Here is a 16662-nt window from a genome sequence, read left to right on the forward strand (position 1 = left end):
AGAGTGGCAGGATCGGCCGGAATCGCCGGATTCAGGGAGGGGGCATGGAGCGAACGAAATCCGGATGGATGCTGAAAGGAATTGCTTTCAGTGCCGCGTATTGCGCGGTCTATCTGCTGGCATGGTATCAGTCGCTCGATCAATGGTTCCTGCCGACAGGACTGCGTATCGCGGCCTTGTTGTTCCTCCCGTACCGTTACTGGCCATTCCTTTTTCTTGGGGATGCAGCAGGGCTGCTGAAGATCAGAGGGGCGAAAGCCGAGCAATACGGCGAGCTTTGGGCGTATGTCAGCCCATTCCTGCTCGCCCCGATGATTTCCTTGGCACCCGCACTATTCCGGACACACCTGAAGCGCCTTGGCGATGATGTCAGATGGCTTCCCATCATCGTCGTTGCCATTTCGGTCTGGTCGTCTTTTTGCAAGATCGCTCTGAACTATGCGCTCTCAGGCCCAACCTCCGCCCATCTTGCAGACACTTTCCACAAGTACACGGTTGGGGACTCCCTTGGCATCCTGATCGTTGTGCCGCTGCTGCTCGTTTGGAAAAGCAGGCACCAAGATGGCTTCTCGAAAAACAGATTTCTTCTAGACGCCAGCATTGCAATCGCCATGATCGCAACCATGGCGATTGCCTCTTTGCCTGCCAGCACAAGCCCCTCCCTACGACAACTGTTCCTTGTGATGGAAATCGTTCCCGCAGCAGGCATGACCATCCTGCACGGATGGCGTGGCGCGGCTCTTGGGATCACTGCAACAAACCTCGCAATTGGATTGTCGCTTCCACACTTCGACCAAATGCGCGCGCATGATCCCGACTCATTCATCGCCCAGCAGATTCTCGTTTTTTCTGCGATGGCGTTCTTTGCACTTGGTGCCGGCATAACAAGACTCTACGACCGCGCGCGAGCCTTGGGCATATCAGAAGCCCACGCCTTGTCGCTCGCACAATCCAGCTTTCTATCGACGGAACACAACCTCCGCGAAAAGATGCTGTATATGGCTCAGATGCAGATGGGGTTCGATGACTACCGGAAGAGGATGATCGCCAGGCTCAAGGCCTCCGGTCATCATGCCGCAGCCATGGAGCTTAATGCAGAAGGCGTCGAACAAATGGCCTTGTTTGAACGGCAGTCCGCCGCTCTCTATCCAATTCAAATAGAACGACAGGGCCTGTATGCCGCACTTCATGCCGATGCCTTTTCGAGGCTGTGGGCAGCGGACACAGAAGTGATGTTATTCGTGAAGGGGCAGCCGAAGAATCTATCTGTCAACCTTCAACTTGCCGCGTATCGCTGCATCTGCAATGCGTTCGCGCTATTGAGGGAATGTCGGCCAGATCAATACAAGATCAAAGCGCGAGTTTGGCGCTACAAGGGCAACCAAGGCATCGCCGTTTCCGTGATTGCTCGACCCACCGGAGCAGCAGACCCTTCCAGTTCCAGCACATTGGCTGCACTGGAACTGGAAGGCAGAGTGAAGGCATACCGCGGCGCCGCAAGCCACCGACAAGCATGCCGCATCAATTTCTTCGTCTCGGAGCCTATCGGAGAGAAGACTGAAGCCTCTCAATCGATCGATGAAATGAGCATCGCCCAAAATTAAGGTGACGAGGGAATCCGAAAGACCCAACGATCACCATTCACATCAGGGTAGCGCACCACCTCAATTTCGGACGAGTGATACAGCAGACTTCCGCGACCGGCAGGTGGCAAGTCCCCCGGGACCATGACCCTTTCCACATCTGTTCCGACCGGCAACACCCATATCAAGTCATCGATCCGACCGATGGCGGCCCGAACTTTGCCGGTCGCATCGTTGACTTGCAGATATCGGACGCCCGCTCGCTGAAATTCATAGAGACCCCAGGCTGGATCTGCGATCAGATCGGTTGCAACGGGCGCCGATTGACCAAGCCCTGACGCAGACTTCGGTATCCCGTTTCCATCATCAGGACAGCAGGTTGCCGCCGCCGGCAAGGCCGCCAGAAGGGCGAATGCCGCCAACAGGATTGATAACGATATGCGTATGGACGAGCGCATCAACATCGAAGTTCTCCTTGTGAAATCCGTGCGAAAGGCCATTTGCAGAGCAATTTTTCATTAATTTGCAGTGCAAACTTTTTTGCCCGCGTTGCTAACCCCCTGCGAGCATTTCGACGTTATCACCCGATTAGGACGCAGCACCGCGCCCTACGCCCCGTATCCAAACGGGCCAAGCTTACGGGCTATCCACAACCCCAGTGTCGGCTGCAATCCGCTGCCGCAGGGCACGGTCGTAGGCCACCCCATGCTCCGCCCGCTAGCCATACGCCCCCCCAACCGCAGCGACCGCCGGAATGGGCTGCCCTGTAATCGGCGGTCAGGCATTGCGGATGCCACAAACGCAAAAAGCCCCGGCACAGCGACCTGTGCCGGGGCGTATGCCGTATACAGATTGTCGCCGGCACCGCGTGCCGGCGGAAGGCCGCACTAGATGCCGAGCATCTCGCCAGCCTTGGCGAACCCAACCCAGCGGCCGTCGCCGTTGAGGCCACGGTTCATGAACTCCTGCCGGGCAAGCCCGATCACGTCGGCGTCGCCGTGCTGGATCTCCAGCAGGAACCTCGTGTCGAGGGACTGAAGTTGTTCCACCAGATCGCGGGCGATGTCCTGCGTGATGCGCGCGCCGCTCATGCCTGGACTTTACTCTTGGCGATGGCGTGCAATTCGGCCTGCGCGCAGGCGGTCAGGTCGAGGCGCGCATTCGGCAACACCCCGGTGCTGACGAGGTTGAGCGCCCAGTTGAGCACCTGCGCCTTGTCCTTGGGATCTTCGACCTGCTGGTAGCGCGATTCGTACTCCGCCAGATCCCGCGAGGCGCGGTCGAAGGCGGCGCGCAGTTGCTTCAGCGCATCGGCCCCCTTCTGGATCGCGATGTGCCGTTCCAGTTGGTTTTCATCGATCATCATGTTCATGCATGGTGTCCTTGCGTCGGGGTGTGACCGCATGAACGCGCTGTTCCCGAGAGAAGGGAAGCATGCTGGCTTCGATGTTCGGGCGTAGACAGACCGCGGACAGCATCCATGCCGCCGTCGCGATCATCCGCCCTGTTCGGCCAGCGACGTCTCCGAACACCGCCATGGCATCGATATCGATGGCATGAGGTTCCTGCACGATGGAACGATGGACGGCGTCTTTGTGCCCGAAGGCATGCGGGCTCTACCGCTCTCCTCGATCACCAGACCATGCCGGCGGGACTGGCGGCGATGCGCGCGAGCAGGTCGCCCAGCGGCTCAGCCTCGGCACCCTCCGCGATGGGAGCGAGCAGCGTGCGGCCGGCGTCGATGAGTTCGATGCGGATGACGTCGATGCCGTTGCTTGCGTAGGCGATGTGCTTGCGGCCGTCGATGTGGCGCATCAGCGCCTGCGGCGTCTTGGCACGCAGCAGTTCGCGGCGCCATGCATGCCGGCCACGTTTGCCGGGGATGCGCACCAGCAGGGAGGCGATGAAGAATTCCTTGACGCGTTTGGGTTTGCGGGAGGAGGTGGTTTTCATGCGGGTCGATGTCCGTGTCGGGGTGGGCATGAACGCGCTGTGCCCGAGGGAAGCCAAGCCCATCGGGGCCGGCGTCCGATGTCCTTGTTCAGCCGTCAGAGGCCTTGGCCTTCGCGCCCTTGCGTCCCTGCTCGATGCCGGCGCGGTAGGTCGCTTCCAGCGCATCCCGCAGTTCCAGCACCGAGACTTCGTGGAAGTCCCAGCAGTCGCGATGACGGGATTCCAGCGTTTCAATCCGCAGGTGCTGCTGTGCGATGCGGGTCAGGAGTATGTCGAGGTGTTTCATGTCTTGTGGGCTGATGGTGTGGAGGTGCTGCATGAACGCGCTGTGCGCCATCAAAGCCAAGCGGTTCCCGATGTCGCGCCATGACATCGGGACACCGCCTTGCAGGCATCTCGCACCGCGTCGACGTCGTGCCCGGACTACGCCAACCGGCGCAGGCTGACGCGCTCAATGCGGCCGGAGAACGCGGCGTCGGCAGCGATGCGCAGCGCGTTGTGCGCGTTCGCCGTGAACTCCTCGACGAAGCTGCCGCTGGCGGCACGCGCCTCGCCCAGCGCGGGCGTGGTGCCAGCCAGCACGATGCGCACGCTGCCGGCGCCGACCTGGGAGAGCACGAGTTCGACGCGGTACAGGGCGCCGTCGACGAACGCGAACGGCTGCGCGAGATCGGAGGCGGTACCGGCGGCCTTGCTCGCGGCGCTACCGGCGATGGACCAGCCGGTGCCGAGCGTCCACGCCGCCTGCGTGTCGAAGTCGGCGTTCGCCAGCTTCTCGCCGCACTCGCACTGAAGCGTGCGGACGTGCGTCTGGCGACTTGCGAGCACGCCGCGCTGGCTGCGGACTTCGATGCGGAGCGCCGCGTCGCTGGCGAGCAGCACATCGACGCTGTGACTCGTAACGGCGATGTCGGTGGCCTCGTACAGCACGGCGTTGCCAAGCGCATGGACGACGCGCACGGTGGTGGTCGTGCCCGGCTCAGGCCCGACGCCGCCGGCCTCGTGCTCGATCAGGCGGTCGCCCTGCAGCACGCGGTCGCGGTGCGCCCACGCGATCGCCAAGCGCGCAAAACTCGCCTGCGGCGCGGCGCTGCCGTTGATCCGCAGCCGGCCCGGCGGATACGGCCGTGCCTGCCGGCTGTCCAGGCGCACCTGCGCGATCGGCGCGAGCGCGGCGTCGAGCGTGCCCTGCTGCGTGCGGGTGAGCAGCTTGGCTTCGATGGTTTCGCCAGCGAGGTGCTCGGTCGGATCGGCACCGACGTAAGTGTCCGCACACCAGATCCGCGTGCCCTCGGCGTGGGGCGTCGGCACCGTGTCGACGCAGCCGCGCGCGAGGGTGAGCGTGCCGGCGATGGGATCGATCGCATCGATCCGAACCAGTTCCTCGTCGACCAGCGCTTCGCTGCCGACGGCGACCAGGTCCAGGTCGCGCATGTCCGCCAGCGTCGCGACCGTATCGGTCAGCCCCAGCGCGCCCGCGAGGGTGGCGGTCGCGGAGAAGTCGCCACCCGCGACTTCCGCGAACGTGCCGCCGGCCGTGCGCGTGAGCAGCGCGTAACCGTAGGCCGGCCCGTTCGGTCGCGCACCCAGCGCGACCACAAAGCCGGCGTCATCCTCGACGAGGGTGAGATCGGCCGGACGCAAGCTGCCGGCGAGATCCCGGTACGTGGCCTCGACCAGCCGCTGTGCCGGTAGCGGCAGCGGCCGGGTGTCCGGCGGCGTCCACGGCCCGATCACGGGTTGCAGGTACGTGGTCGCCGCCATGCCATCGATGTCCTGCAGCAGCACCAGCGCCAGCGCACCAGCGGTGCGCGTGCCCTCGTCCACCTCCAGCACCCGCACCGGCATGCGCTGCACGCCCTTGCGCCGCCACGACAGCGCGAGTACGTCGCCGCGCTTCACGCCCCACCAGCGGCGGTCGACGGTGAGCTTGATCCGCTGCAACAGGCTGCTGGCGGCGGCGGTCTCGCGCGCGGCCACGCGCTCGCACAGGTTGCGGTTCCACAGGCCCGGCAGTGTGCGTCGATCAGCGACCACGCGCCCCTGCGCCTGCACGTTCGCCATGTTCTGGAAGGTGGCCGCCAGTTCGAGGTTGGTCACGCAGTCGCGGCCAAGGACCGTCACCTCGTTCACCGACCCATCGAGCAGCGGCGTCTGCCAGCTCTCCAGCGCGGTCACGCTGGTTTCGTCCAGCAGGGGGAGCGTCGCGACCTCGTAGTCCGGTCGGAACAGCCGGTACACGAACTTGCCGAGCATGGGATCGAACGCCCACAGCCCGCCGACGTGGTTGTTGACCTGCTGCAGGAAGCTGCCGATCGAGTCGCCGCGCCGCCAGCCCAGGCACAGGCCGAACTGCTCATCGTGTAACCGCTCGGCCGCGCGCAGGAAGCTGTCCTCATCGATCAGCGCGGGATCCAGGCCGACACCCCACACCGTGTCGGTCAGGCACTGGTAGTGGATGTGCGCGGCGTTCATGCCGCGGCCGATGCGCGCAAGCTGCGGCTGCCACACCGGCGTCGACCAGCCCTCGACGAAGCGCCCCCAGCGCTTGGCCCAGAGCTTCAGGTAGGGGTTCATCGCCCCGACCATCCCGCGGTACAGCGTGGTGCACAGGCCGCGCGCGGCCGGCCACGGCCCCGGCACCTGCTGCTGCAGGTAGGGCACCGGCTGCTGGTCCGGCTCGCCCATGCGGATCTGCAGCGTGCCGACGAGCCCGCCTTCCTTCTTGTCGCCGCCGAACAGTTCGGGCAGGTTGATCGCCAGCGTGCCGCTGCCGGGCCGTTCGCCCTCGAACACCGACTGGCCGCCGACCTGGATGCCAGCGAGGTAGTCGTTCGGACCGATCGACTCGCCCATGTACAGGTACATGTAGTGGCGGTAGCCGATGGTCGGCTTGCTGGACTTACCCACGCCGCGTGCGCTCCGGGGAACGGTGCAGGCGCGGAATCACGATCGGACGCCGCTGCCAGCGGCCACGCACCCGTGCACGCAGGTCGATCGCCCACAGCGCGTGGAAGACACCGGTGGCGAAACCGCACCCGCCGAGCAGGCGCTCGCCCGCGCTCCACAACGCCAGTCCGGACACGATCGATGTCGTGCAGGCCAGCACGGTCCAACCGCGATACACGAGGTCACGTCGCATCGGACGTCTCCCGCGCGCCCAGTGCCGCTTCGGCACGCGCGATCGCGATGGCGCGCGCCACGAAGGGATCGTCGTGCAAGTGCGGGTGATCGTCGATGACGATGCCCTCGGCGCACAGGACGCGCAGGTCGATGTCGTGGCGGCGGCACCAGGTGCGGATACTCGGCGTGCACAGCGGCCCGGCCGCCAGATCGACGGCGCGCACGTGGCGCAGGTGGATGCGCAGTTCGCGGTTCGACGGGATGTCGTTCAACGGAATGGTCACTTGCCACCCTTGGCCTTGATCGGCGTGGTGCGCAGGTCGCCGTAGGCGAGGACGTTGGGATCGTCGACCCACACCTCGCCGAAGATCACCATGGCCTCACGGCCTTCCTCGGCGGTCGGGACCGAAAAATCCGCGAGCGCGGGCGGCTTCTGCGACTGCGGCCGGGGCCGCATCGCGATGCTCAGGACGACGGAGAGGACGAGGGTGAAGACGTAGAGCCACATGACGGACGTGTTCCTGTGGACAGGCGTGCGCGCAGCCGCCACCCGGCGCGCATGCGCCGGGTGGTGCGCCGGAAGGGGGATTCAGAAGACCGGGTCGCTGCCGAAGGGATTGCGCATCCCTTTGAGGGTCGGCTGGCCGCCGTAGTTGAGGGTGTTGGCGAACTTGGCGCAGCCGCGCGGCCCCAGCGTGCGATCACAGCCGGGCAAGGCGATGACCTGCGCGCCGGACGCGAGCGCGGACGGGGTGAGCAGGCGCAGCGTCGCGCCGATGTGGGTCACGACGAATCGGCGCTCGATGCCGAGCGCGGACGTCCACTGCAGGACGCCACCGTCGAAGTGGCCGTCGTCGAACGCATCGAATGCGGCCGATGCGACGGTGTAGCCGGTCGCGTCGCTGAGTATCGCCGGCACCGCATGCGCGTCCGGATCGGCATTGCACAGGCCCGGCCCTTGGCTGTAGAGCACCAGCGGGCAGTTCGACTGCCAACTGCGGCGCAGGCCGAGGGTCTCGACTGCGGCGGCGAGCGAGGCGCAACGCAGTTTCGCGATGCTGTGGGTCTCGTCGAGGTCGGCCACAAAGCCGGTCCAGCCCAGGCGCACGAGGCCATCGCGCACCCGCACCCGCTTGAGGTCCAGCCGCAGGCGCAGGCCCGGCGGCACCGGCCGGAACAGGTTCAGCAGCGGCAGGTCGAGCGGTGCGGAAATCTCCAGCGTGTTCTTCGCTTCCTCCGCCGACTGCGCGATGCGTCCGCGGGTGAGCGCAACCGGGGCATACCGCTGGCCTTCGACGAGTGCCTCGCGTCCGGCATCGGTGTAGCGCCAGTGCTGGATGCCGATCGAGAAGTCGTACAACTCGATCTCGCGCGAGAGCAGTCCCATCACGGCTCCTCCGCCGGGATGCCGGCGAAACTTACGGCGCAGTCGAGCAGGCCGTCGCTGTCGGCGTGGTGGTGGAGTTCGACCGCATCGCCCGCAAGCGTGACCAGCGCCATCCAGCAGACGAGCCGGACCCGTTCAGGTCGAACGACGACGCCCAACGCAGTGTCGATCCTCAGCTGCTCGCCGATCTCGCCGTTGGCGAGCGGGAGTTCGGAAGAGGCCTCGATGGCACGGTAGAACACCGTGCCGTCGACCAGTTCGATGCGGAGGTGGCGACGGCCCGCCTGCTGACGCAGGCTGCGGCTGATCCCGCAGGCGGCGACGATGAGGGTCACCGCGCTCTCTCCGATGGTCTCGATCACTTCAAGATCGTCCGTCCAGGTCGGCAGCCACAGCGCCTCGGCGCGTCCTTGCAGCCCGTACAGCAGGCTGCGGTGGGCAGCGCGCTCGGCGCGGCCGACCAGTCGCCACGCGTGCGACTGCGTCGTCCACGCCAGTCCCGAGCCATCGTCGGCGTGCGTACGCCCGACCTCGCCGTCGAGCAGATCCACCCGCCGGGCGATGCTCGCGACCGGATCGGTGCTTTCGTCGCCGCGGTGTTCCAGCACCGGGACACCGCGATAGCGCATCGCCGGTAGCGCGGCCGGCCAATCGCTGGGCTCTGTCGACTCGAAGCGCAACTGTGCGGAGACCAACCGATCGCTCAGCCGGCGCAGTTCCGGCGCATCGGTCAGGCGCGCGGTGCGACACGGGATCAGGCGCGTGCCGACCGGCCACGCGCGGCGCGTCGGCGCACGCAACACGATGTGGTCACGTGCGATCTGCGCGACTTCCGCCAGCTCACAGATCGCCACATCGCGCCACAGCATCGCAAGACCGCCGACGACGAAGTCCAGGCCCGAGGTGTCGAACACGATCTGCATTGCGCCAAGCGGCACGAACGTGCCGAGCCACAGCGTGTCGACGAACACCGGCAGCGCCCACACCCGTGCGGTCCAATCGAACAGCGCATGTTCGATGCGGCGCCGCTCGTTCCGGTCGGCGAGGACCGCGAACTCCCACGACCGCCGCGGCGCCTCGCGCAGCGGCGTGCGGGTGACGGTGCCGGCGACCGCGACCTGGACGTCGGTCAGCCAGGCGAGCGTCTCGGTGAGCGGTTCGGACCAGTTCGGCGGCAACGTCCATGCCTGCAGGCGCAGGCCGTCGATCCGGATCGACCAGATCGCGCCGCTGGCGAACGCGAGTGTCGCGGTCGCCTCGAGTACCGGCGGCCCGTCGAGCCCAACGGTGAGGGTCAGCACCCGCTCCTGCAACGGGCGCAATGGCAGCGGCAAGGCGCTTGGCGCCGTCAGCGTGCTGCCGGCATCGCCGTCCAGGCGCAGCGCGGTCAGGGGCTGCGGGACCGTGCGCCAGGCGTTCCAGACCACGATCTCGCGGGTCAGTTCGGAGACGACGTTGCCCAGCGACAGCGCCGTGGGCAGGACGTGGATGCGGTCGTAGTAGTCCTCGACGAAGCGGTGCGCGAGGCGTCCGGTCGCCGGCCAGCGCAGGGCGTCCGGTGCACGCCACGCGCCGGCCCAGGCTGCGAGCGATGCGCGCGCATGCGCCGCTGGCACGAAGCGCACGTCGGCGAGCGCGGCCAGTTCGGGCGCGAGCGCGGGGTTGGTTGCGCCGGCCAGCCGCGGCATCGGCGCGATCCCGATCAACCCGGCCATCACGACGGCTCCCGCAGCGCGACGCCGAAGGTGCCGCTGTGCTGCGCGCCGACCGGCCAGCCGGCGCCGTTGCGCTGCACCGGGTGGACCGCATGCAGCGGATACGGGATCCAGCGCTCGGTACCGTAGACGAGTGGTTCGGCGAGGTCGAGGAAGTCGAGCCGGCAGTAGCGCGCGTGTGCCATCGTCGCGACGATGGTCTGGCCTTGCGCCTGCCGTGCCAGGAGCACGTCGATCGGCAGCAGCACGGTCGCCTGGTTGAACTGCGAGGGCAGCGCATGCAGCAGGCCGGCCTTGTGCGAGACGCCGAGCAGGTCGCCGGGCGCGCCGCCATAGGTCGTGCGCCAGATGGGCGCGCCTTCGAGTCCGCAGTGGATGAACGAGGAAGGGTACGTCCCGGCGAGGCCGGCGAAGAAATAGCCGAGCCCCGGGCCGTCGTAGGGCGTCGCCCCGAGCTGGCTACCGGTGCCGGTGTCGATGAATACCCTGACGTTCGCGCCACTGCCATCGACATCGCCGCGGAACGAACCCGAGCACCACAGCCCGGTGCCGTCGATCTGCGGCATGGACGACCGCCCCCAGTTGAGATGCTGGTGGCGGTCGACGTTGTAGCGCAGCACGCAGTAGACCTCGTCGGGCGCGTCGAACACGTGCAGCGCATACACGGCGGGCCACTGGATGGGCGCGTTGGCGAAGGACAGCAGTTTCACGGCCTGCGGGCAGGCGCCGGTGAGCGCCGCGCCGGCCTGTCCGGTGCCGACGGCGAGGACCAGCGCTTCCGCGCTGGCAGTGAGCTGCACGAAGGCGGTGCCGCGGCTGAGGATGCCGTCGACCAGCGTCCAGCCGCGGGCGGCGAGCGTGGCCTCGATCGTCGCCTTGAGCGCCGTGAAGCTGGTGACCTGCCCGGTGACGATCGCCATCACGTCATCTCCACCGCGACGTAATCGCGCCAGCCGGTACGCGCGCCGTCCTGCAGCACCACGAACGCGCGGCCGTTCACCGCACGGATCGCATCGACCGCCTGGCGCACGGTCATGCCGGTCTGGTCGACGAGCACGCCGCCGTCGAGTTGCAGCACGTTCTCCGAGGCGTTGTCGAACCCGGAGACGAAGCTCACGCCGTCGAGTGCGCCGTAGACGTTGCCGCTGCTGGCATGGCTGCGACTGTCGAAGTCGTAGGCGCCGAGCCGCATGTCGTACAGTTCCAGCGGCTGCGGCTGGTGCAGGGCCCCCGCTGGGACGAGGCAGCGGGTGCCCGCACCGGCCGCGCCACCGGATTCGCCGGCCAGCGCGTAGGCGGTGACGACGTCGCCGGCGCCGTTGCCGAAAGGCGCGATCTGCACCTTGCGCCAGGCACCGGCCTGGTCGCGCAGGAACAGGTGGCCGTCGTCGTAGCCGGCGTCGCTGCTGCCGCGCACGCCCTTGTAAGGGAACCAGTGCAGGTCGCTGTAGCGCCTGGCCTCGCGACCGTTGAAGTGGCCGGCGACGACCAGCGGCGCGGGATACTCGCCAGGCCGGGCGTAGGGCAGCGCCTTGCCGACGTACAGGTGCACGTAGATCGGCGAACCCAGCTTCATCGCGCCGGTGATGCGGCGTGGGTTGGCGGTGAGGAAGTAGCTGACCGCCTGGTGGTGGCAGGGGACGCCGCTGGTCAGGATGCCCGGCTGCACCTCGAACGGTGTCGCCGGCACGTAGCCGGTCATGGTCGCGGCGAGCAGGTTGTAATGGTCGGCGGCGACATCCTGGTACGCCTTGAAGCCGACGGTGATCTGCTCCTCGCCGGTGGTGCCGGTCGAGCGCAGGATCAGTTCGTGCTCGGGGATGGCCGTGTCGAAGCGCAGCGTCGTCCAGCCGGCGGCTTCGGCGAGCGCGCGCAGGACCTCGAGCATTTGCAGGTGGGCGTCCGGGCCAGCGCCCTTGGTCACGGTGTCGATGGCGTAGGCCATCAGGAACCTCCGATCCGCTGGCGCAGGAAGCTGCCGTTGCGGTCGATGACGTTGAGGATGGTCTGCTCCAGGCCGCGGCTCTGCGCCATCGACTCGGCGAGCGCGTCGGTGTTGATCGCATTGACCAGGCGCAGGTTGAGTTGCGGGTTCAGGCCCGCCGCCGCGCGGGCAAGGCCGCCTTCGGCGAACTTCATCCGCGGGGCGTGCGGCAGCGACACCGGCGGTGGTGTCGCGCCCGCGAAGCGACGCGCATGCCAGGCGTCCAGCGCCGGCATGCCGCGCGCATTGAAGTCTTCGAGGAACGCCAGCGCGCCGGGCTGGCGCACGACGGCGGCGCGGGTCACGAACTCGAAATCCGACAGCCACGCCGGGATGCTGTCGCTGGTGGCGGTGCCCGGGCCACGGACGTGGCCGCCGGTGGCGTAGCCGCCCCCGCCATGGAAGGTCGCCTGTGCGATCAGCCCGGCGATGGTCGCGCCCTGCGCAATCGCGCCGGCGATGAAGGGAATGTTCTCGGGGAAACCGTGCTTGCTGGCCTCGGCGACGTTGTGGGCGAGCGCGAGCGCGGCCTGGGCGATGGCGAATGCTTTCGACAGGGCGAACAGCCCGCGGTAGATCGCGCTCTGCTCGCCGCCGAAGGACCTCGCGATGTCGGCCAGCTGGCCGAAGGTCGCGGACGCGGTGTCCAGGAGCAGGCTGGTCTGCGCCGACTGCAGCTGCACGAGCGCCTGCTGGTGCTGTTGCTGCAGTTGCAGTTCCTTGGCATCCCACTGCGCCAGCGTCCCGATCTTCTGCGCCCGGAAGTCCGTCAGCAACTGCTGCTGTTCCTGGTACCAGGCCTCCAGCTGCGCGCGGGCGCGGTCGACCTGCCCCAGTTCGCCCAGGTCGCCCGCGGCATTGCGCTGGACGACGGCGGGCAGCGTCGGCGTCTTGAACGCGGCGTCGAAGGCGCGGCCCAGCAGATCGTCGTACCGTGCCTGCGTGGCGAGGCCATCCTTGAGAGCGGCGTCGAGGATGGCGACCTGCTTGACCGCCTCGTCGAAGGGACGCTCGGCCTTGGGGTGCAATTTCTCCTGCAACTCGGCATAGGCACGCGTGGTCTTCTCCACCTCCGCCTTGTGCGCCTTGGCCGCATCGATCGCGGCGTGCTGACGGTCGAGCGCTTCGGCCTCGGCGATCAGCTGCGCCTTGAGCGCGACCGGGATCTTCGCCAGCGTACCGAGCGTGGTCTCATAGCGCAGCTTCGCGGCTTCGGACGCGCGGGTCTCGCCCGCCTCCACGTCCTTCAGCGCCGCCGCCTCCTCGCGCAGCCGTTCCAGCGTCCGCTGCGCCGCGTCGGTCTGGCGTTCGGTCTCGGTCCTTTTGGGGGCGGGCGTGCGCGGCGGCTTGTTGTGTTCCTCGATCGATGCGCGGCGCTTGCGCTCGTAGGCATCGACGCTCAGGCCTTCGACCGACGTCACGCCGCCTGCACGCAGCGCCGCGATGTCGCGCTCCAATGCGCGCAGCTGCTGGGCCTTCCGTACAGAGCGGTCCTGCCCCAGCGCTTCCTGCGCGCGGCCCAGCGCCGCGATCGCGTTGCGCTGTTGCGCCTGCACCGCGGCTTGCGCATCGGCCTTCGCCTGCCCGGCGTTGGCCTCGCGCTGCAGGGTCGCCTGTTCCTGCCGCAGGGCACGAATGCGCTGCTTCGTCGCGGCGTCGACATCACCGCTGGCGAGCACCGCGTCGAGCGAGTTCAGGCCACCGAGCTGGCGCCACTCGTTGCCGATGCGGGCCAGTTCGTCCGTGGTCTTCGCCAGCCGGAACGCGGCATCGTCGCGACCGATGTTGCGGATCGTGTTCCAGACGCCGCCGATGACCTTGCCGAGGTTGATCCACGCGCGTTCGAGCGAGCCTGCCCGGGCGTAGGCCTCCTGCATGCGCTGCGCCTCGACCTGCGAGAAACGCTCGATGGCGAGCTTCGCGGCATCGTGCGCCCTGCCCTGCGCCTCCAGCGCGCGGACGTGCTGGTAGACCTCGACCGTCACGCCGCCGTAGGCCTGGCTCAGGCGTGCCAGTTCTTCCGTCGGCGCCTTGGCGAGCGCGACGATCTGCTGCGTGGTCTGCTCGACGGACTGTCCGGTCAGCTCCGCCAGGTCGACCGCCGCGCTCGCGGCGGCCTCCAGGCTGTCGCCCGCGACCTGGCCGGATGCCGCCAAGGCAGTCAGGGCGGCTTCGGCGTCGCCGTACTCGCCGGTGGCCGCGCCGACGCGGTCCTTCACCACGCGCAGTTGGTCGGCGGTGGTGCCGGCGGCGTTGCCGGTGGCGACCAGCGCGTGCTCGTAGGCCTGCGTCTCCCGGTAGCTGGAGATCGTCGCGACCGCGACGCTGCCGACCACCGCGGCCACGAGTCCGAGGCCCACCACCATCGGACCGATCGCGCCGAGCAGCGCGCGGACCGCGGGCACCACGCCGCCGAAGCTGTCCTTCAGCTGCCCGCCCTGCTGGATCGCGACCAGCCACGGTTTCTGGCCACCGGCCAGGGACGTGACGATGTCGGTGATCTGCGCCGGCAGCTGGCGCATCGCCTGCCGGGTCTGGCCGATGGAAACGGTGTACTGCTCGGTGGCGCGCCGGCCGGTGTCGGTCGCGCGCGCGGCGGTGATCGTCGCGGTGGCCAGACCCGTGCGGGTGGTCGCCAGCCGCGCTTCGAGGGCATCGGCGCGGCGGTTGATCTCCAGCATCCGCAGTGCGGCGTCGCGCTGCAGCGCCTGCGAGCGCCCCAGCGCTTCAGTGCGATCGGCGGGCGTACGCAGCTGTTCCGGGCTCGCCGCGCTGAACACGGCGGTGGAGGCGGCGCGCCGCTCGGCGATGCGCGCCTGCTCGGTCGCCTGCTGGCGCAGCGCGGCGGCGTTGCGGGCCGCGGCGTCGGCCTCCAGGCGCGTGCGCCGCTCGACCTCGGCGGTGATGGCCCGCTGCGCAGCGAGCGCGGGCCCGGCCTGCGCATCGACGGTCACCGCGCGGCCGGCAGCGCGCACCCGGCCGAGCGCGCGGTCGACCTGGACCAGCGCGTCCTGCAATCGGCCGAGACTGGTCTCGGCCTGCGCGGAATCGCCGCGGACCTTGAGGTTGAGGACGAAATCCTGGTTCATGGCACCCGGTTCACGGACGGCCGCGCAGGGACTTCACGCGCGCCTCGGCGGCCTCTCCGCCCCACACGGCGGTCGCGACGTCTTCGATGAAGTCCGCGCGACGGTGGCGTTCGCCGCGCTCCACGGCCTCGAAGGCGGCGATCAACTGGCGCTCGGTGCGTCGCCCGCACTGATCGGGCGTGCCGTATCCGGCGGCGGCGAGTCGGGCGAAGAGATCGCTCCAGCCGAGGCGCCGGCCGCGAGCAGCTGTGCCTCGCGCAGTTCCGCCAGCACCTCGCGCACGAAAAAAGCGGCGTTGACCGCGAACCACGTCGCCATGAACAGTTCCTGTTCGTCCTCTGGCAGCGCGAGCAGCCAGTCGACGGTGACATCGGCGGCCTGCGCCGCGACCTGGGGAACCACCGCGCGGTGGCGGCCGAACAGGCGGCGGACCTGCGCGTAGCGCAGGCGACCGTCGTCGGTGGCGGCGATCAGGTCGGCGATGAACGCCGACGCGCGGTCGGCGACGTCCAGTCCCTCGAAGAAGCCGTACTCGCGGATCACGATCGAGCGACCACCGACGACCAGCGTGCGGTCCGGGTGCAGGATCGCGAGATCGTCCGCAGTCGAGGAGGCTTCGGAGGCCGGCGGGGCGGGAAGTTGCGTGGCCATCAGACCACCTCCGGCAGATCGAGCCGGCCGAAGCCGCCGAGCAGCGGGTCAGCCGCCGCTTCGGCGTCGAACAGCACCGAGGCGGTCAGCTCGAACTGGCCGAACGACTCGTGGATCAGGCCGAGGTTGCTCACCGGATTGAACTGCACCCGGTACAGGCGCACCTGCACCGGCGCGTTGTCGATTGAGTTGGTGCCGTCCAGATACAGGAAGCGTTCGGGCGCCGAGGTGGTGAGCATCGCCACGCTGGTGCGCGCGCCATAGCGGTAGGCCGCGCGCAGCGGTTGGGTGAACGTCGCGAGGTTCAGCAGCTTGATCAGGCCCGCGCGCACGCTCTCGATACGGTAGTGGGTGTTCGCAACCAGCGTCGCGGGTGCGGCATTGCCGTCGGTGAGGACGAATTGGCTGATGGTGGTGTGATCGAGCGCGATCACATCGTTCGCAGCCAAGCCGGGCGGGAACGCCTCGCCGGTCACCGTGCCGGCAGCGATCGTCGCCTTGCTCGCGTACAGGCCGAGCAGCAGGTTGTCGATGTCGGCCCAGTTGATCGCGACGGTGAGTTCGGCCTCCTTGCCCTTCTGCAGCACGGCGGAGGTCAGGCGATTGCCCGAGTACGATTCCTTGCGGGTCTCGGTCTCGGTCTTGAGGGTCAGGTCGCACTTGGGGGCATCGCCGACCCAGCGCAGCGCGCCGGGCCGGCCGCCGGGCAGGCGGGTGCCGAGATAGAGCTTGCCCTGGAAGCTGAAGTCCTGCATCAGGCGGTCCTCGTGGAAGTGCCGGCATCGACGCTGTCGTCGAGGGGGATCGCGACGCGCACGCGGCGGTCATGGCGCGGGGCGAGCGCGCGATCGGTGGCGTTCGCCACAGGTCTCTGCGGCGGAGTTGCATCGGTCACCGCCGCGTCGGCGACCGGCGCGTCAGCGGTGGGCGGACTGGATGCGTCGACGAGCGCAGGCGGCGGCGTGGTCAGGCCCCATGCCTCGAGCACGGCGGCATCGGCGTCGTTGACGGTGAGTTCGATGCCTTCGGGCGGCGGGTCGTAGGCGATGCCTTCGTGGGTGTGCGGGTGGTACAGGCGGATGGTCTTCATGAGGAGGGGGGCTGGGGGATAGGCATGCCCACCTGTCGCCGCCACTCGAGGCAGCAGGCGCGGGAGCATGGGGATGAAAGGAATGGG

19 protein-coding genes are annotated in these 16662 nt (G+C 68.1%); 1 reads left to right on the forward strand and 18 read right to left on the reverse strand.

Translation table 11 applies throughout. From position 1 onward, the window contains the following. Positions 1 to 44 precede the first annotated feature (44 nt). Positions 45 to 1604, forward strand: coding sequence for an MASE1 domain-containing protein (locus ACT53Q_RS18070; protein WP_476188056.1), 1560 nt, complete (start codon positions 45 to 47; stop codon positions 1602 to 1604). On the opposite strand, the gene ACT53Q_RS18075 is transcribed toward ACT53Q_RS18070, so the two are convergent. The 18 genes from ACT53Q_RS18075 to ACT53Q_RS18160 form a co-directional block, all read right to left on the reverse strand. Then, the gene (locus tag ACT53Q_RS18075) at positions 1601 to 2047 is read right to left on the reverse strand and encodes a hypothetical protein (protein ID WP_476188057.1); all 447 of its coding nucleotides are present in this window, start codon (positions 2045 to 2047) and stop codon (positions 1601 to 1603) included. The genes ACT53Q_RS18070 and ACT53Q_RS18075 overlap by 4 nt on opposite strands. 423 nt (positions 2048 to 2470) lie before the next feature. Then, positions 2471 to 2674: a hypothetical protein gene (locus ACT53Q_RS18080; RefSeq protein WP_476188058.1), complete on the reverse strand. Its 204-nt coding sequence runs from the start codon at positions 2672 to 2674 to the stop codon at positions 2471 to 2473. Further along, positions 2671 to 2955 (reverse strand): hypothetical protein, encoded by a 285-nt coding sequence (locus ACT53Q_RS18085; RefSeq protein WP_476188059.1) that lies wholly within the window; start codon positions 2953 to 2955, stop codon positions 2671 to 2673. Before ACT53Q_RS18085 ends, ACT53Q_RS18080 begins: the two co-directional genes overlap by 4 nt. A 260-nt stretch (positions 2956 to 3215) precedes the next feature. Next, positions 3216 to 3536, reverse strand: a complete 321-nt coding sequence (locus ACT53Q_RS18090) for a hypothetical protein (RefSeq protein WP_476188060.1) — start codon at positions 3534 to 3536, stop codon at positions 3216 to 3218. A gap of 88 nt (positions 3537 to 3624) precedes the next feature. Next, the gene (locus tag ACT53Q_RS18095) at positions 3625 to 3822 is read right to left on the reverse strand and encodes a DUF6900 domain-containing protein (protein WP_476188061.1); all 198 of its coding nucleotides are present in this window, start codon (positions 3820 to 3822) and stop codon (positions 3625 to 3627) included. Between the two features lie 137 nt (positions 3823 to 3959). Beyond that, complete coding sequence (locus ACT53Q_RS18100) at positions 3960 to 6446, reverse strand: hypothetical protein (RefSeq protein WP_476188062.1); 2487 nt, start codon at positions 6444 to 6446, stop codon at positions 3960 to 3962. Then, positions 6439 to 6678 (reverse strand): hypothetical protein, encoded by a 240-nt coding sequence (locus ACT53Q_RS18105; protein WP_476188063.1) that lies wholly within the window; start codon positions 6676 to 6678, stop codon positions 6439 to 6441. The genes ACT53Q_RS18100 and ACT53Q_RS18105 overlap by 8 nt, the downstream gene beginning before the upstream one ends. Next, positions 6668 to 6943, reverse strand: coding sequence for a hypothetical protein (locus ACT53Q_RS18110; protein ID WP_476188064.1), 276 nt, complete (start codon positions 6941 to 6943; stop codon positions 6668 to 6670). Before ACT53Q_RS18110 ends, ACT53Q_RS18105 begins: the two co-directional genes overlap by 11 nt. Continuing rightward, positions 6940 to 7167, reverse strand: coding sequence for a hypothetical protein (locus ACT53Q_RS18115; RefSeq protein WP_295330203.1), 228 nt, complete (start codon positions 7165 to 7167; stop codon positions 6940 to 6942). Before ACT53Q_RS18115 ends, ACT53Q_RS18110 begins: the two co-directional genes overlap by 4 nt. Before the next feature lie 81 nt (positions 7168 to 7248). Further along, positions 7249 to 8046 (reverse strand): phage BR0599 family protein, encoded by a 798-nt coding sequence (locus ACT53Q_RS18120; protein ID WP_476188065.1) that lies wholly within the window; start codon positions 8044 to 8046, stop codon positions 7249 to 7251. After that, positions 8046 to 9761, reverse strand: coding sequence for a hypothetical protein (locus ACT53Q_RS18125; RefSeq protein ID WP_476188066.1), 1716 nt, complete (start codon positions 9759 to 9761; stop codon positions 8046 to 8048). Before ACT53Q_RS18125 ends, ACT53Q_RS18120 begins: the two co-directional genes overlap by 1 nt. After that, positions 9761 to 10681 carry a hypothetical protein gene (locus ACT53Q_RS18130; protein ID WP_476188067.1) on the reverse strand — a complete coding sequence of 307 codons (921 nt, stop codon included), beginning with the start codon at positions 10679 to 10681 and terminating at the stop codon, positions 9761 to 9763. The genes ACT53Q_RS18125 and ACT53Q_RS18130 overlap by 1 nt, the downstream gene beginning before the upstream one ends. Further along, positions 10681 to 11706, reverse strand: coding sequence for a hypothetical protein (locus ACT53Q_RS18135; protein ID WP_476188068.1), 1026 nt, complete (start codon positions 11704 to 11706; stop codon positions 10681 to 10683). Before ACT53Q_RS18135 ends, ACT53Q_RS18130 begins: the two co-directional genes overlap by 1 nt. Then, positions 11706 to 14834: a phage tail length tape measure family protein gene (locus ACT53Q_RS18140; protein ID WP_476188069.1), complete on the reverse strand. Its 3129-nt coding sequence runs from the start codon at positions 14832 to 14834 to the stop codon at positions 11706 to 11708. The genes ACT53Q_RS18135 and ACT53Q_RS18140 overlap by 1 nt, the downstream gene beginning before the upstream one ends. Positions 14835 to 14844: 10 nt before the next feature. Continuing rightward, the gene (locus tag ACT53Q_RS18145) at positions 14845 to 14979 is read right to left on the reverse strand and encodes a hypothetical protein (RefSeq protein ID WP_476188070.1); all 135 of its coding nucleotides are present in this window, start codon (positions 14977 to 14979) and stop codon (positions 14845 to 14847) included. Then, on the reverse strand, positions 14976 to 15485 hold the full coding sequence (locus ACT53Q_RS18150) for a DUF6631 family protein (protein ID WP_476188071.1): 510 nt from the start codon (positions 15483 to 15485) through the stop codon (positions 14976 to 14978). Before ACT53Q_RS18150 ends, ACT53Q_RS18145 begins: the two co-directional genes overlap by 4 nt. Beyond that, positions 15485 to 16240 (reverse strand): phage tail tube protein, encoded by a 756-nt coding sequence (locus tag ACT53Q_RS18155; RefSeq protein WP_476188072.1) that lies wholly within the window; start codon positions 16238 to 16240, stop codon positions 15485 to 15487. Before ACT53Q_RS18155 ends, ACT53Q_RS18150 begins: the two co-directional genes overlap by 1 nt. After that, positions 16240 to 16575, reverse strand: a complete 336-nt coding sequence (locus ACT53Q_RS18160) for a hypothetical protein (RefSeq protein ID WP_476188073.1) — start codon at positions 16573 to 16575, stop codon at positions 16240 to 16242. The genes ACT53Q_RS18155 and ACT53Q_RS18160 overlap by 1 nt, the downstream gene beginning before the upstream one ends. Positions 16576 to 16662 lie beyond the last annotated feature (87 nt).

The organism is Lysobacter sp. DMC97 (assembly GCF_056313745.1).